At 40.2% G+C, this 16,174-nt stretch carries 11 protein-coding genes and 1 pseudogene; 7 read left to right on the top strand and 5 right to left on the bottom strand.

Features of this window, described 5'->3' with window-relative positions; all coding sequences use genetic code 11:
• The coding region (locus J8L97_RS16715; RefSeq protein WP_211051522.1) for a S8 family serine peptidase at positions 1-852 on the bottom strand (852 nt) is incomplete at its 3' end.
• Between the two features lie 478 nt (positions 853-1,330).
• On the opposite strand from J8L97_RS16715, the pseudogene J8L97_RS16710 reads away from it, so the two are divergent.
• Positions 1,331-1,945: pseudogene (locus J8L97_RS16710) on the top strand (LysE family translocator).
• A 314-nt stretch (positions 1,946-2,259) separates the two neighbouring features.
• Here the strand turns inward: J8L97_RS16710 and J8L97_RS16705 are convergent.
• The 3 genes from J8L97_RS16705 to J8L97_RS16695 form a co-directional block, all read right to left on the bottom strand.
• Positions 2,260-4,965: a TonB-dependent receptor gene (locus tag J8L97_RS16705; RefSeq protein WP_211051520.1), complete on the bottom strand. Its 2,706-nt coding sequence runs from the start codon at positions 4,963-4,965 to the stop codon at positions 2,260-2,262.
• A 209-nt stretch (positions 4,966-5,174) separates the two neighbouring features.
• Positions 5,175-5,744: a hypothetical protein gene (locus tag J8L97_RS16700; protein ID WP_211051517.1), complete on the bottom strand. Its 570-nt coding sequence runs from the start codon at positions 5,742-5,744 to the stop codon at positions 5,175-5,177.
• A 93-nt stretch (positions 5,745-5,837) separates the two neighbouring features.
• Positions 5,838-8,879, bottom strand: a complete 3,042-nt coding sequence (locus J8L97_RS16695) for an Ig-like domain-containing protein (RefSeq protein ID WP_211051513.1) — start codon at positions 8,877-8,879, stop codon at positions 5,838-5,840.
• 295 nt (positions 8,880-9,174) lie between these two features.
• On the opposite strand from J8L97_RS16695, the gene J8L97_RS16690 reads away from it, so the two are divergent.
• The 4 genes from J8L97_RS16690 to J8L97_RS16675 all read left to right on the top strand — a co-directional run bounded on the left by J8L97_RS16690 (position 9,175) and on the right by J8L97_RS16675 (position 13,430).
• Positions 9,175-10,602 (top strand): sigma-54-dependent Fis family transcriptional regulator, encoded by a 1,428-nt coding sequence (locus J8L97_RS16690; RefSeq protein WP_211051510.1) that lies wholly within the window; start codon positions 9,175-9,177, stop codon positions 10,600-10,602.
• Positions 10,603-10,747: 145 nt separating this feature from the next.
• Positions 10,748-12,130 (top strand): cytochrome c oxidase accessory protein CcoG, encoded by a 1,383-nt coding sequence (ccoG, locus tag J8L97_RS16685; protein ID WP_211051496.1) that lies wholly within the window; start codon positions 10,748-10,750, stop codon positions 12,128-12,130.
• Positions 12,131-12,292: 162 nt separating this feature from the next.
• Positions 12,293-12,856: a cytochrome b gene (locus tag J8L97_RS16680; RefSeq protein ID WP_211051481.1), complete on the top strand. Its 564-nt coding sequence runs from the start codon at positions 12,293-12,295 to the stop codon at positions 12,854-12,856.
• A 1-nt stretch (position 12,857) separates the two neighbouring features.
• Positions 12,858-13,430: a YceI family protein gene (locus J8L97_RS16675; protein WP_192507846.1), complete on the top strand. Its 573-nt coding sequence runs from the start codon at positions 12,858-12,860 to the stop codon at positions 13,428-13,430.
• A gap of 5 nt (positions 13,431-13,435) precedes the next feature.
• On the opposite strand, the gene J8L97_RS16670 is transcribed toward J8L97_RS16675, so the two are convergent.
• Positions 13,436-14,302 (bottom strand): TIGR02285 family protein, encoded by an 867-nt coding sequence (locus J8L97_RS16670; RefSeq protein WP_247688708.1) that lies wholly within the window; start codon positions 14,300-14,302, stop codon positions 13,436-13,438.
• A gap of 274 nt (positions 14,303-14,576) precedes the next feature.
• Here J8L97_RS16670 and J8L97_RS16665 point away from each other — a divergent pair, with 274 nt between their 5' ends.
• On the top strand, positions 14,577-15,173 hold the full coding sequence (locus J8L97_RS16665; protein ID WP_211051478.1) for a hypothetical protein: 597 nt from the start codon (positions 14,577-14,579) through the stop codon (positions 15,171-15,173).
• Positions 15,174-15,196: 23 nt separating this feature from the next.
• Positions 15,197-16,156, top strand: coding sequence for an acetoacetate decarboxylase (locus tag J8L97_RS16660; RefSeq protein WP_192507844.1), 960 nt, complete (start codon positions 15,197-15,199; stop codon positions 16,154-16,156).
• The last annotated feature ends 18 nt before the right edge of the window (positions 16,157-16,174 follow it).

Below are 16,174 nucleotides of genomic sequence, written 5' to 3'. Positions count from 1 at the left end.
AGCCGGTAAGGCATAAGCATTAGGATAAACCAACGTCAGCTCACCTTTTTCACGGTCGCTCCATCGGCCGCCAATGAAGTGATCGTTCCCCGCAGATTTAATAGAAATAGCACCGCGCCCACCGTGGCTTTGAGTTGCAGCAGTTTGTTGTACACTGGAGATATTGTCGAAAAAGCCACGATACGTATTGTAGATTGTCGGATCACTAAAGGTATATCCAATACTTTGGTTAATAACTCGTGCATCAGTGAATTTATTCATTGGGTGCACAGCGCCATCCATGTCCATAACCGATCGGATGGCTAAAGCTAAGCTCGGAACATTTGCTTGGTTACCAATTAAATTTGCACCAGTTAAAGTTGCATAAGGTGCGACACCACGTCCTCCTTTATCATTGAACGCTGATGCAGCGGCAATACCAGCCACCATGGTGCCGTGGTTATCGACTCGGTTTCGTCCAGCTGAAAAATATTGGAATAGGTATGGGTTTGGATTAGCTGTGTCACCTTGGGTGACGTTTGCAGTAAGGTCTGGGTGATATGTTGCAAGTCCATCGTCTATGATTGCAATGTTAATGCCTTGGCCAAAAATACCGCGTCGATGAGTAAAGTCTAGGTTTAGGTCAATACCTGCTTTACCAGGGTTTGCAGCCCCAGCGGTTTGCCCTGTGTTTTGTAAGTGCCATTGCTGGAATACGAGCGGATCGCCCTCGGCTAATTGGTAGGTGTATTCCCATACATGTTTAGAGGGGTCATAGCTCTCATCATTATTATTGAAGTTTTGTGCATGGGCTTGACCAAGCGCTAATATCATCCCGGACACAATTAAGTTGAGTTTATTTTTTAAGATCATGGTAATTTCCTGTCTACGTTTTATTATTGGTTGTAGTTAAAAACGGTAACTATTTTAAGAAATAACAGAAATCGGGAAAATATGAGGTAATTTTTAATTGTTTGGAACGATTTTAGGTATAGTATGGACGAAGACTGTTTACTGAAAGTACAGCAGAGTAAGTAACCTCAGGTGTGGATAAGGGTTTTGGAATAGAAAATGTTATTGAAAATAAACTTACGTACAATCCAATGATGATATTTTGTTCAATATCAAGGCGCTTTTATAATGAAAGCAACGCCGAGAGTGAGAAAAATAGCTTTATTGGGCAAAGTCGCTTATCCAGAGCTGAGGTTAAGGACTATTCATTGATACGATTGGTGCCAAATTAGCATTCAAGAGACAGCGGTAACAGTGTTTAGCGTTGTGAATATGGCGAGGGTTAAGGAAAGTATTATCAAGCCAAATATAGGTTTGTGATTTGATTGGAGAGAGGAATATGTCATTGGGAGAGTTATTCGCGCTTTTTGGTGCGATGTTAGTTGTTGCACTGGTACCAGGGCCTGCGGTATTTGCAGTTGTGGCAAGAACGTTTTCATCTGGGTTTAGCCGAGGTTTGATGATGATCATTGGGATCACATGCGGTGATTTCATTTTTATATTACTGGCGTTATATGGCTTGTCTGTGATATCTGAAATGATGGGGACTGCTTTTTTATTTATTAAATATGCCAGTGCTGCGTATTTAATATGGCTAGGATGGAACTTGTTAAGGTCTAAGCCCACAGAGTAAGATACGCATGAGTTGCCAGAATCTTCACTGTTCACAAACTTGATAACGGGTTTAATGATAAATTTGGGTAACCCAAAGGCGATCGTTTTTTATGTGGGACTGTTTCCTGCATTTATCAATGTCAGTCAGGTAAATACCGTTGATGTTTTATCAATAATGGCCGTTGCAACGGTTGCTTTTGGCAGTGTAAATTTATGCTATGCATGGTTGGCTTTAAGGGCGAAAGGGCTGATAAAAGCCCCTAATGGGGCATCCTTAATTAATAAATTGGCAGGTACAGTTATGGTGACAACTGGTGGCATAGTTGCTGTTAAAGCCTAGTTAACCTCAGCTCTGGATAAGCGACTTTGCCCAATAAAGCTATTTTTCTCACTCTCGGCGTTGCTTTCATTTGTAATAGCCCGCTATTACTGCATAAAAGCGCCTTGATATTGAACAAAATATCATCATTGGATTGTACGTAAGTTTATTTACAACAATATTTCCTATTCCAAAACCCTTATCCAAACCTGAGGTTAGTTAAAAATACAGAGGTAAGGGTTACGAATACAATCGCGTCGGTTGATAGTATAAAACCATTCACTTTGAGCAACAGCGGAGCCACTTATTCATTATGACTAAGTGGCTCTGTCATGTTAGTTAAATGTTTTGCTAAAGCCCATATAGTAAAAGCGGCCTCTAAACGAATAAAGGTTGTCATCTGTTGATGTGCCATTGGCTTTTAAAAATGGCGGGTTTTTATCAAATAAGTTGTGAACACCAAAATGAATGTCAACATCGAGATTATCTACATAATAGCCAGCTTGGAGATTATGGAATAAAGTTGAGTCCATTATATCGTCAGAGGCAGCTTCAATTTTTGAATTATAGGTTGCGTCCCAAGTAATTCGGTAGTTGTCTATAGACCAGTCAACTTGTGTATTTACTTTATATTCAGGAATACTGCCAAATGCAGAGTCATACATTCCGACAACATCTCGAAATGCGGTATCGCTGGTATCTTGAACCTGAAACTCGTTCATATAGGTTGCATCTAGGTTGAATCGCCAAGTACCAAGGTTGTTTTCCAAGAGGTAATTCATATTTAAATCAAAGCCAGACAAATTGCGTGATGCAATATTGTTGGATGAAGAATAAATGGTTTGAATATATCCAGTGCCATTATTACTGCGAATAACAGCATTCGCAAACTCTGGGTTGCCGCTGACAAATTGATCGACAACATAGCGAGAACTGGAGAATACAACGTTAGATTGCTCTATCTCAAAGTAATCGAGCGTAATCGAAAGGTCATCTAGCGGCGCTAAAACAAGCCCTAAGGTCATGTTGTCAGACTCTTCAGGCTTAAGTGCTAGATTTCCACCGCCGATGATATCATTACTTTGAATTTCATTTTTGCTGAACGCGGGGTTTAAGTTGGCACACCCTGCAATACTGGTGTTAACGTAGTTTGAGTCGTTATTTGGGTTGCATGGGTCGTAAATATTGGTATTGATGCTGGATGTTCTGCCTTGATACATTTCAGCCATGGTTGGTGCTCTAAACCCTGTACTGTAACTTCCGCGTAATTTTAAGGATTCTATAGGCTGGTAAATAATACCAAACTTAGGATTAGTGGTAGTTTGGTCTATATCACTGTAATCACTATATCGTACAGCAGCTTCCAAATTGAGATCTTCAAAAACGGGAATAGCCAGCTCCATATAATATTCTGTAATTTCTCTAACTGGTGACACAACCGGTGTCACAGAGCCGCCCCAAGACACATCGAATGTCGCTGTACGCTGAGCTTGGTCAACGGTGAGAGAGAGTTGATCTTCGCGATATTCTGCACCAGCCGAAAACATCATTTCGCCTGCAGGTAGCTGCATTACAGGGCCTGCAATACTCGCTTGAATAAAGCTTAGATCATTTTTGTTTGTTCGTGACGGTGCAGTCGTGTTGATAAAATCTAACATTTGTGGTGTCACTGAGCCTTCAGGGCCAAAGACGTTGAGCGCGACACAATCAGGGTCGGCAGCAGTTTCACACTCGTTCGACAGAGCGCGTTCAATTTGTATTAATGAAGGCTGCGGGCCTCCTTCTTGAACAAGTTTTGCGCTTTGACTTGAATATACTAATTCCCAATCGTAGTCTTCAGCGACCATGCCTTGAAGGCCAAAAGTGTACCGTTGAATCGTATTGTTTGATTTATATATGCGAGACCCATATTCACTAAAGCGTTTAGCGACATTACCCGCAATGCCAAACGGGTTGTATTTTTGCTGCGCACCAACACCAAAGTGGTTGCCATCAGCATCAGGGTAGCGTTTAAAGGCATTTGGTGTATCTACATTGGTACTATACCAACCAGTATCAGTGCCCGGAGGTGCTTGATTACCTTGCACAAATCCATCGTGAAATGACAATTCAGAGAAAAAAGTAACATTGTCGGATAGCTGATAATCGACAAAAGCGTAAACACTGGTTGTTTTGTTGTCGTTGGCACCAGATTGCGCTTCTCGATAGTTATAACCTTCTTTTGTGTAATCCCATGCGATAGCTTGGCTTGGATTCGCTGCATCGGGCACGGTCCAAGTGCCATCACCTAATCCAAAGCCCGTTAATTTTGGATTGGGTGCTGTTCCAGAGCGACCATTACCACCACCAAGATAACTTTGATCCGCATCTTTTGTCATGTAGCGGTCTTTTTCTTCCCATCCGTTGTTATTACTTGTGGATGCTGCAATTAAGATGCTGGCTTTGTCGGTAGATATGCCTGTCACAAAGCCGACTTTTCGCTCGTCAGCGTCTCCACGCGACGAACGACCATAATGCCCCGTGATTTTAAAACCGTCATACCCTCGACTGGTGATGATATTAACTACGCCCGCAATGGCGTCTGAACCATAAATAGCAGACGCCCCATCTTTTAATACTTCAATTTGTTGAATAGCTTCAAAAGGGATGGATGAAAGGTCAACTAAGCCGTCTTCATCAGAGCCTACGAGACGTCTACCGTTTAGGAGGACAAGCGTATTAGTGGCTTCGATACCACGTAAAGTGGCTGTTTGAATGTTGTTGCTGCCTGCGCTACTTTGGTTGTTCGCTGTTCGCCCTGTCAGTGCAGGAAGACGCCTTAAAGCAGAGCTGACATCGCTGATCCCAAGGTTCGTTAAATCCTCTTTACTTACCACGGTGATTGGTGATGTTGACTCAACTTCTGCTCGCGCAATTCGGGAGCCTGTAACCATTATTTTTTCAATTTTTTGCGAGTCTTCTGCTGCGATAGTCGGTGTTGTCATGCTCGCCAGTATGGCTAAAGAGAGCGATGATAGTTTAAATATTTCAGGTTTTTTCATAGTAAGCCCCAATTCCTTGTTTTGTTATGCAGATTGCTTTTTATTGTTTTGTTTCACATCGTTTTGTTTGTTAGGTGTCGATAGTGAAGTTGCAATATGACATATTGAATACAATATACACAAGTGGTAATAAGCTTAAAATATGACCTGTTGATAGAGTATATCCGTTCTAAATACAACTAAATAAAATAAAATCAGTATGTTAAGGTTTATTTATTTTCCTTGTGTTTACGTGGGGGAAATGAGATTTGTGCATTTTGCCCTGCGGGTACCATCTGGTATTGGGGCTTAATGAAGTTAGTATGGACAACACCTAAGCTTTTGGGAAAGCGAATATTTAGCAGATGAATGGATGAGAGTGAATGTTCAGCGCTTACGATAAACTCTTTGAATTTAGGATGTGATGGTGCGGTTTTAGGATATGATATTGAGACTTGTTTTAACGTAACAGCTTGGTTATTAAGTATCAGTGATGTTTGTGATGTTATGATTTCTCTTAAAAAAGTATCTTGTTGCTTTTTATTTAATTTTAACGGCATGATGCGTTCGATGTCGCCTAATAACCATGCTTCGCTGTTTTGTAATTTCGCTGTCCAACGTGCTACATCGACCCAAATGCGGATCTCAAGGTGTCCATCTCTGAGCGTGACTCGGGCATTGGTTTCGTGTAATTCATGAGCCGTCACAGAGGGGGTAAACAGCACCGAATAGCTGAAAATGAAAAAAAATAACCACACTGAAAAACTGTGTTTAATATAAAAAGTGGCGCTTTTCGTCATAACTACCTCAGTTGTAGGTGTTTTTTATAATACGTTATTGGAACTGATGCACGGCGATATATATAAGCATCACATAAAACAGAGAGCCGTGCTTCAATCAAGCTCTGCTTGGTTGATATGCCTAGTTTGTGGAGCTCGGCAAAAGGTACCACTTTCAACTATGCCACCATTACTGACTGTTTTCTGCTCAAAATCATAGCAATAGGCTTGTGTACTTGAAGGGGTATACGTTACATAATATTGCTGCCCATTATAGGTATAACTCATGGTGCGGCTGCCGGTGTTACTGATTGTATGGGTTAGGTTTTCAACACCCCCTTGTGGGGGGGTGAGGTTTGCTCTTATGGCGCTATTAGGGCCACTTAGTGGGGCAACTCTAGGTAGAATATTGGTATTAATTTCGCCAACAAGGCACTGAAAAATGTAAGGTGGCTGAATAGATGTGTGATATCGATACCCAAAACTCTCATCATTTTGTCCGTTACATACATCTAGAGTGCCTGAGCTTATCACACTCCCATCAGGGTTATTATGACCATATAGGGGATAACCATCATAGGCCCATCCAATAATTGTTTGATCAGTGATACCTACAATACTATTCATCATACAAGTGGGGGCGGTGTGGTAGTGGTAATCGTCTCCTCGGCCAGCATGACCACCACAGTTATCAAGTTGACCTGTAACAACGGTGTCTTTGCTTGGATCGTAATTATAGACATCTAATTCTCCAGCGCTTGAGTAATCATAAATGGGCACACCGTTAACAGCGACTCCTAACGCGGCATCCATAGTGGTTAACTTGCTTGCGCGTTGTGGCAGCAGCTTTATCGGAGCCGCATAATTTGTTGCTGGTACGGGGATCTGTTCATTGGTGCCCGTAATACCATTCATTAAATCATGAGTTGGATATGTATCAGATGATATATACGCGTGGTCAGTATCACAGGTCACATGTACTTTACTATTGAATCCAGAATTAACAACCGACTGCTGAATCATTTCGCATCGGGTTAGATCTGTCTGTATATCCCGTTCGTAGTTGACTGAAAGTTCACTTGACACCAGTGTGATCTTACTGATCGCACTAAGTAGCGTAGAGCGGTCGACCGGTGAGCTATTACTAAGTTCGGGTGCAGCTGATAACGCATAAAGTGTAAATTTATAAGATTTTAGACCTGTTTCCAGCGAACAAGGTGCTGCGTATGCATTGAGGTTATTTATATTATTAACCCCAAGGCTACCCTGGGTTTCATTTGCCGATACACCGTTAATGTCTTTGTCTATATTGTACATAACCCAATGTGACTGAATATCGTCTTGTACGGCGGTATGGTGCATAACCAGTGCAAGCTCTAAGGTATTATCTGGTATTCCTTGCCAATTTAGAGGAGGAGAGATGCCTTCACCGTCGCAGGTATAAGTATTGGGTAACATTCCCCCGTTCTGCATAGCAGAACTCTCGAGTGAAAAAGAAACTGGATCTGTGACTGTAATATTCGCTTGCTCAGCGATATGAGGGTTGCTGGTAGTTACGGTAATAATCGCTTTACCAGATGAAATGCCGTTGACTATCCCTGTATTAGAGACGGTTGCAATCATCTGGTCGCTCGATGCCCATGTGATATTTTTATTGGTCGCGACACTCGGTGATATCGTTGCGATTAATGTTGTAGTTTCACCTGTTGATACATTTAGTTCATTGTTTGAAAGTGTCACGCCGGTTACAGGGATTGTTTCAGTGGTAACCGTGATATGAGTTTGCGCGGTAAATTCGCCATCATTGGTGGTGACTGTTATTGTCGTACTTCCTTCTTTGTGAGCCACAAGCGTTCCGCTAGCAGTAATTGAGGCGATAGCTGTATTACTCGAAGACCATAACACACTTTTATTTGAGGCATTATTTGGCGAAATATCCGCCCCAATGGTTAAGGTATCATTAATGCCTAATGTCGTATCGCTGAGAGTCAGCGAAACCCCTGTCACTGGGACAAATGATGCAGGTACCACAATATTTGTTTGTGCCGTGAAAGCACCGTCTTGCGTGCTGACGGTAATAACAGCACTACCAACAGAATTAGCTGTGACAGAACCATTATTATCTACGCTGGCAATTATTGAACGACTTGAAGACCACGACACATGTTTATTGGTGGCAGTGCTGGGTGAAACCGTTGCAATTAATTCAACGGATTCACCGATTGCGACAGTGACATCGCGTGTTGATAATGCGACCCCAGTGACAGGTGTTATCTGCTCAATAACGGCGAGACTCGCGTGGGCAACAAATTCACCATCATTGGTTGTCACTGTTAGTATCGCACTGCCTGCTTTATTTGCGGTGACAAGCCCTTCATTTGAAATTGAAGCCACGCTCGGATCGTTTGTAGACCAGATCACACTTTTATTAGACGCATGGCTTGGTGAGATAGTGGCTTGCATACTGAGAGTATCGTTGACAGCCAATGTTGCATCATTGGTGTTTAATGACACGCCAGTGACGGGAATTGTTACTTTAGGTACGATGATATTGCTTTGAGCTGTAAAGGCGCCATCGTTGGTGGTGACACTAATAATCGCACTACCTTCAGAATGAGCTGTAACTAACCCGAGGCTATTTACATTAGCGACTGCAATATTATTTGAGGACCAGAATACATTTTGGTCTGACGCATTACTTGGTACCACAAATGCGCGTAAACTGAGGGTGTTATTAATATTTAGAATAGCGTCGGCTAAAGACAGGGCAATTCCGCTTACTGAGACTGTGGCAGCAACTACGGTTATAGTTGTTGTGGCGCTGAAAGAACCATCGTCGGTTGTGACGGTGATAACCGCACTACCTTCTGCAATTGCGGTTATCAACCCTGTGCTGGCTATGTTTGCCACACTCACATTATTAGACAACCAGCGTATATTTTTATTGGTAGCCGTAATGGGTGTAATAGTCACTGGAAACGCAACATTTTCGCCTACAGCCAATGTGGCATTGTTGGTTGATAAAGCCACACCCGTTACTTTAACGACGGAACTGCTATCGTTCGAGTCTCCTGCTGGGCTATTAGAGGCCCCACCACAAGATATTAATGATACGCTAATAATTATGCAAAAAATAGGATAAGTAAGCTGCGCCATAGTAATACCTTTTGGTTTTGCAATTAAGTTTAGTCGGGTTACGACAGTTGCGGTAATTTACTTATGTACACTGTGATTCATAAATGCGGAAAAATAATGAAACAGTGCGTTGCGTTATTTACATAGGGGGTCTTAATCCTTAAAAAGATACGGTATCGGTTGTTTTAATAGCTTGTATTTATAAAATACGCGCTTTATTTCTGATAAAAGCTTTACTGTCTCTTTTGCAAAGATGGATTCGCTAAATAAAACTAATTTTGATATGTTTATCCGTGATATTTCGCGAGGTAATAATATGTCAAATGTAGTCAAACGATTCTTAAATGACCCTGAGCTGTTATTAAATTCAGTGGGAGAAGGTATTTACGGCTTTGATCTTTCAGGAAACGCCGTATTTATTAATCCAGCAGCCGAGAGAATGACTGGGTGGACAGCTGACGACTTGCTGGGAAAGAAAATTCACCAGTATCACCATCATAGTCATGCAGATGGTACGACATATCCAGCAGATGAATGCCAAATCTATTGCACAATGTTTGATGGAAAGCATCGACATATTAAAGATGAAGTGTTTTGGCGAAAAGACGGAAGTTGTTTTGCAGTGGAATATACATCTACACCGGTTTACAGAGAAGGCGAATTAATTGGAGCGGTCGCGATATTTCGCGATGTATCTAAGCAGCATGACACTGAGCGAGCATTGCGTGATGCCTTGTCACAAGTACAGTGCTTAAGTGAGCAGCTAAAAGATGAGAACTCCTACTTACTATCGGAACTAAATGCTGATTGGCAAGATTCAGGCTTGGTCGGTAGTAGCCATGTTTTTCAAAAGATGCTTGAGCAAATTAAGTTAGTTAGTAAAACAGACAGTACTGTGCTGATATTAGGTGAAAATGGCACAGGAAAAGAGCTGGTGGCGAGAAATCTGCACCGACTAAGTAATCGTGAGTCTATGCCGTTTGTGAAAGTAAATTGTGCTGCCTTTACCCCAAGTTTACTTGAATCTGAGCTATTCGGACATGAGAAAGGTGCGTTTACGGGAGCGAATGATAAACGTAAAGGTCGCTTTGAATTGGCAGATAAAGGGACCATTTTCTTAGATGAAATAGGCGAGTTACCCCTAGAGGCACAAAGTAAATTACTACGGGTATTGCAAGAACGAGAATTTGAACGGGTAGGAGGAAGTGTCACATTAAGTGTAGATATTCGTGTCATTGCAGCAACCAATCGAGATTTATGGTCTATGGTTGAAAGCGGTTCATTCCGTATGGACCTATATTATCGGCTTAATGTTTTTCCTATTAAGGTTCCTGCTTTACGTGAGCGAAAAGAAGATATTTCGGTGTTATGTGCTAACTTAATTTCGCAACTCAATATACGCTTAGGTAAGCAGCTTAAGGGGGTTGCGAAAGAAACACTTAATAAACTCCAAGTATATGATTGGCCAGGAAATATTCGAGAGTTACAAAATATATTAGAGCGGGAAGCAATATTGGGTAATCACAGGCTGTTGCATTTAAGTCAGCCGTTATTGAGTGATGATAATATTCATCAAAATGGCAGTTTATTACTGGCAGATGCAGAGCGTTCTCACATTTGTTCTGTATTGAAATTGTGTGAGTGGCGTGTGGCTGGAGAAAAGGGGGCAGCGAGTAAGTTAGGTTTACCTGAAAGCACACTCAGATCAAAAATGAAAAAGCTGGGTATTGCCCGAAATTCGTGATATATCGCGATGATGCGTTAGATATCGCGACTTAAGGTGTTGTTAATTTTTAATTTTCAAAATATATCAATAACTTACTGATGTTTCAGTTTGGTCTGAAACTTGCAAATATCAAGCTGTCTATTGTCAAAGTAAAGCAAGTACTATGAAGTTTGATATAAAAGAAGAAGATATGATTATTAAGCCCTATAAAACCGATGGGCCAATCTATATTCGAGAGCAAAAAGGTTTTTTTCAAAAGATCCGTCGTTATTTGAGTTGGGTGTTAATGATTGCTTTTATTGCAATACCCTTTATTCCATATGATGGAAAGCAAGCCATATTACTGGATGTGGCAACGCAGCAGTTTAGAATATTTGGGGCAACATTTTTACCTCAAGACTTTATGATTTTAGCGTGGATATTTATGTCAGGGGCTTTTGCGCTATTCTTTGTCACTAATTGGTTAGGTCGAGTCTGGTGTGGTTACATATGCCCTCAAACGGTATGGATGCTTTTGTTTACATGGGTTGAGCACAAAATGGAAGGCACTCGAAATCAACGTATAAAGCTGGATAAATCTGCTTGGTCTATTGGGAAAGTACGCAAAAAAGCAATAAAACACAGTTTATGGTTAGCGATCTCATTGTTCACAGCAACCTCTTTTATGGCTTATTTCATTCCAGTAAAAGTGCTTTATTCAGAAATGTTTACCCTGCAATGGTCGGGAATAACAAGCTTTTGGGTTTTCTTATTTGCATTTTGTACATATGGAAATGCTGGTTTTTTGAGGGAAAAAATGTGCACAGTGGCATGTCCTTATTCACGCTTCCAATCAGTCATGTTCGACAAAGATACGTTAGTGGTGACATACGATAGTGTCAGAGGAGAACACAGAGGACCTCGTAAACGTAAGGACGAGCCAGCTAAAGTAGGGCTAGGTGACTGCGTAGATTGTAATTTGTGTGTTGACGTATGTCCGGCCGGTATAGATATTAGAAACGGTTTGCAGTACGAGTGTATTAATTGTGGTTTATGTATTGATGCGTGTAATGACACGATGAATAAGTTTGGTTATGCGAAGAATTTGATCAGTTATCAAAGTGAAAACCAAGCTGAAGGTAAAACCACCAATCCATTCAGGCTCAAACTATTAGGTTATGCCTCTTTAACCGCTTTGCTTCTTGTTACGATGGTTATTTGGGTCTTTAATCGCACGCCAATTGAAGCATCAGTGATCAGAGATAGAAATGCATTGTATAGGATGAATTATGAAGGTTTAGTTGAAAACCCATACACACTGAGCATTATAAATAAAACCCAGCAGACGATGAGTTACCATATTAGTATGAGTGGATTGGATAGTGCTGAGTTAAAAGTTCCCACACGGATAACAATTGAAGGAGGGCAAATGGATTTAGTGCCAGTTACTGCTATTGCCGATGGTTACGAGTTAACGAAAAAGTCGACTGCGATTAAATTTACGATTGATGCGCTTGAAGATAGCAGTATAACGATTACGAAAGACAGTTACTTCTACAAAAATTAGTTTCTAGTTAATACTTCCCCCCAAAACTTTGCGCGGTTACTTCGGTACCGCGTTTTTTAATTGTGCGTTTATGCACAGTAGGTTTTCTTTTATGTGCATATCAATAACTAAAAATTATCGGTAAGCTTACGTCAACAGTTAGAGTTTAATTAGAGGGTTTTCATGATCCGTAATTCAAGGAATAGCTATGGCTGGATAGCCATTGTGTTTCATTGGCTAAGTGCTTTCGTTATTCTTGGTATGTTTGCATTAGGGTTATATATGGTCGATTTAAGTTATTACGATCCTTGGTATAGGGATGCATTAACGTTGCATAAGTCGATAGGTGTGCTGGTGGCTGTATTAATTATACTGCGTTTAATATGGAAATATTGTAATGCGCAAGTTGGCGAAATTGAAAGTCATAGAAAATTTGCAAAGCTGCAAAGTAGGTTAGCATCTTTAGCACAAGTGGCGATGTATCTATTTCTGTTCGTATTGTTTGCTTCTGGCTACTTAATTTCAACCGCTGATGGGCGGAGCATTGACGTATTTAATTTATTTATGCTGCCGAGTATGGGCGAAATATTTGATCAACAAAGTGATATAACAGGGTTAGTTCATTTATATGTGGCGTGGACATTGATAAGTGTTGTGTCTATTCATGCATTGGCTGCGCTATATCATCATTTTATCTTAAAAGATTTAACATTAAAAAGAATGTGTATTCCACAAACGGAGAAATAATATGAAGAAATTAATTATAGTTGGTGCTATAGCGAGCTGTTTAGCATCCAATATGGCGAGTGCAGCAAATTATGTGATTGATACTAAGGGTGCTCATGCTTTCATTAATTTCAAAATTAAGCATTTAGGTTACAGCTGGTTACACGGTCGTTTTAACCAATTTGAAGGCGAATTTAATTATGATGCTAAAAAACCAAATGACTCCGCGATAAAACTTGTTATCGATACTGGTTCAATTGACTCAAATCATGCAGAACGCGATAAACACTTAAGAGGGAAAGATTTCTTAAATGTAAGTAAATATCCCAAAGCGAAGTTTGAAAGTACAGATATTACGTTTAATGATGCAACGAAAGGCACGGTAACAGGTAATTTCACTTTACATGGGGTAACAAAGACCATTCACTTCGATATTCAAAAATTAGGAGAGGGGAGTGATCCGTGGGGGGGATATCGCACTGGTTTTGAAGGGAACACAAAAATTAAACTGGCAGATTATGGGATAGAGTATGATCTAGGGCCTGCGTCAACACATGTCGATCTTGGTTTATATATTGAAGGGATCCGAAAGTAATTGAGTTAGTGTAAATGGCTGTTCAGTTGTACTTTGAGCTCATTGGGCAGCCATTTTAACATTACATCATTGAATTTCTGGTTTGCATAGAGGTGTTTCAACGCAATGTTGAGGTGTGATACTAACTGTGTGCCGGCGCTGTTTTTTGTACAACCAACATAGCCATGTGTAATCGCATTGGTTTCTGCAATGATAAGCTGTGCTAACTGATCTTTATCTTTAAGTGTTGTTTGTAAATGGTAGTGTTCACTTGGATATCCAATAATGATATCTAGCCTTTGTTTTAGAAGCATATAAGTTAAGCTTTTTAACGGGTCTTTACCAGGGCGCAAAAGCAATTGTTCGCTCGGCAACTCAGATAAAATAGTATCAATTTTCTTGCCAAAAGATCGATTTAAGGCAACGCCTACTGTGAGCTTATGTTCTTTTAATAAATCAATAAGTGACACTTTTTGACCTGGTTTTAAGTTGAGGGCTTTAATAGTATCTTTTCTGAGTGACATTGATGGTGAGAGGCCAATGGTTGAGTAATGGTCTGTAAATTGGATGAATTGTTGTCTTTTTTTCGTTTTATATAATGACACTATACAACGCGTTTTACTTGGATTTGAAAGCTCGTGAATTGCTCTGCTGGCTGGTAAAACGTCCGATACAAATTGGTAATTTGGCATCGCAGTTTGTAATAAGCTAATAATTTGCTCATCTCGCCCGGCGCCTTGTAGTTCACCGTTAAGTATATAATATGGGGCAAAATCAAGTTTTATCCAGTTGATTGTGTTGGCATTTGTAGTGCATACCCAGCAAAGTATTATAATAGCAATTGTTCGCAATGCTTCATCACTAAACTGTTTGACATAAAATAAGTGTAGCAAAAACAAATTTTTGAATACGAGTAATTTTGTAAACTTGCTGTAATAAAAACTTGGAAAGAAATTTACAAACAAAAAACCACTGCTAAGATTAATTATACCAACCTAATTATATTACGCTGAAAGCACACTTATATGTTTGGTTTTAATGGATTGATAATGATTAACCGTTTATAAGTTTAGTGTGTCAGTTGCTTTGCAGTTATATTTTTCGATAAAATCGGAGGTTGGCGTAACAGATTCTAAATATAAACTCACAAAAAATAGAGTACATAATATGGTTACGCTTATTGTAAGTGACATTTTTGGTCACACCCCAAATCTTAATGCGTTCGCTGAAGAGCTTGATTCTAAAGTTATCATTTGTTCCCCCTATACGAATTTTCAAACCTCAGTTGGTCAGACAGAAAAGCAGGCATATGATTCATTTATAGCGACAATGGGCCACGATGGTTATGCGTCGAAAGTGAAGGAAGTACTGATCCATGAACAACCAGATTTTATTATTGGATTTAGTGCCGGTGCGGTTGCTGCATGGCGTGCGTTAGCGGCGACCCCATTGAAACGGGTTCAGAAAATGATTGGGTTTTACCCCGGGCAAATTCGGAATTACACAAATTTACGACCTCGATGCCATGTCGATTTGTATTTTCCACATAAAGAAACACATTTTGATATTTCACCAGTGATCTCACAACTCAAAACAGTTTCAGGTGTCCAGTGTATACGAACAAGATACAGTCATGGTTTTATGAATGCACTTTCACAAAACTTCAACAAATACGCATATCTTCACTATACTAATTTGTGCGATCAAGAAGTAGTTGTCGTTCAAGACTCACTTGCAAATCATCAAGTGGAAGTCACATTATAACGAGAGAAAAAGGACATCAGGCAATGACTGAATCACTGTATGGGCGTTATCAACACTTTCCTGGGAACCCGATAGCGAAACCCCCTTGTAGAATGCTAAACGCGATGATGTACGGCTTTTTTATTGAAGGGTCATACGGAAAAATTAATGAGTTCATTAATACAACATTAAATAGTGTCCCTTCCAGTGAGTTTTATTTTAAAGCCCTTTCTTCATACTGTTTGCTTACGTTTACTGATATTGAAAATATCGCTTCTAAGGTTGCTCCGTTTAGTAATTACGGTTGGATGCAAGAAACGGATATTATTGTGTGGTTACCTGTTGCACAAGTCACAAAAAACAATCAAAAAGTAACGCATATTTACTGGTACCCAGCCTTTATTGCAGTCAATAATATTAATGCATTGGTTAATGGCAGAGAAACTTGGGGGTACAATAAGTATCAATGCCGTTATGAAATGCCAAGCAGCCATCAGCAAGCCAACTATTTCTCAATTAGCCTTGATACATTCCATCCATTTACCCCAGAAACACAAATGGGTTGGCATGAACTGCTCACTGTTAAACGGGTTGCTGATGATGACACATGGTTTGAGGAATTGGTTGAAATTGGCCATGAAATATCCCAATTATTACATTCTAGTTGTGAAGACGTAAGTATCAGCGCTGATTTGATAAAACAGTTTTTATCTGGTTTTAAAAACCCACAAATGGATCAGGTTTTATTTAAACAGTTTCCAGATGGGTTCGCGAATGAAGCTGTTTACAAGGCCGTTGTTCACTCACCATCAGCCGTAAAAAAAATTCATAAAGTCGGTTTTTTAAAGGATGAGTATCAAGTAACGATTAATCGTTTAGATGCATTTCCGTTTGACGAAATGTTTGGTATTGCACTTGGAGCGCAACAGGCGATGTTGCCTTATTATGTGTGTATGGATTTTGATCAAGATGGTGCTTATGAAATTGTAACGTCTCGCCAATAAACATTTCAATTACTGCTT

This window comes from Pseudoalteromonas sp. MMG012, from assembly GCF_018100875.1.
Classification (GTDB): Bacteria; Pseudomonadota; Gammaproteobacteria; order Enterobacterales; family Alteromonadaceae; genus Pseudoalteromonas; species Pseudoalteromonas aurantia.
This window is presented reverse-complemented; position numbering and strand designations above follow the sequence as displayed.

Excerpts from the sequence above, each read along its gene's own strand:
- J8L97_RS16705 (WP_211051520.1), bottom strand. The coding sequence starts at position 4,965 with ATGAAAAAACCTGAAATATTTAAACTATCATCGCTCTCTTTAGCCATA.
- J8L97_RS16700 (WP_211051517.1), bottom strand. The coding sequence starts at position 5,744 with ATGACGAAAAGCGCCACTTTTTATATTAAACACAGTTTTTCAGTGTGG.
- J8L97_RS16695 (WP_211051513.1), bottom strand. The coding sequence starts at position 8,879 with ATGGCGCAGCTTACTTATCCTATTTTTTGCATAATTATTAGCGTATCA.
- J8L97_RS16675 (WP_192507846.1), top strand. The coding sequence starts at position 12,858 with ATGAAGAAATTAATTATAGTTGGTGCTATAGCGAGCTGTTTAGCATCC.
- J8L97_RS16660 (WP_192507844.1), top strand. The coding sequence starts at position 15,197 with ATGACTGAATCACTGTATGGGCGTTATCAACACTTTCCTGGGAACCCG.
- J8L97_RS16680 (WP_211051481.1), top strand. The coding sequence starts at position 12,293 with ATGATCCGTAATTCAAGGAATAGCTATGGCTGGATAGCCATTGTGTTT.
- J8L97_RS16665 (WP_211051478.1), top strand. The coding sequence starts at position 14,577 with ATGGTTACGCTTATTGTAAGTGACATTTTTGGTCACACCCCAAATCTT.
- ccoG (WP_211051496.1), top strand. The coding sequence starts at position 10,748 with ATGAAGTTTGATATAAAAGAAGAAGATATGATTATTAAGCCCTATAAA.
- J8L97_RS16690 (WP_211051510.1), top strand. The coding sequence starts at position 9,175 with ATGTCAAATGTAGTCAAACGATTCTTAAATGACCCTGAGCTGTTATTA.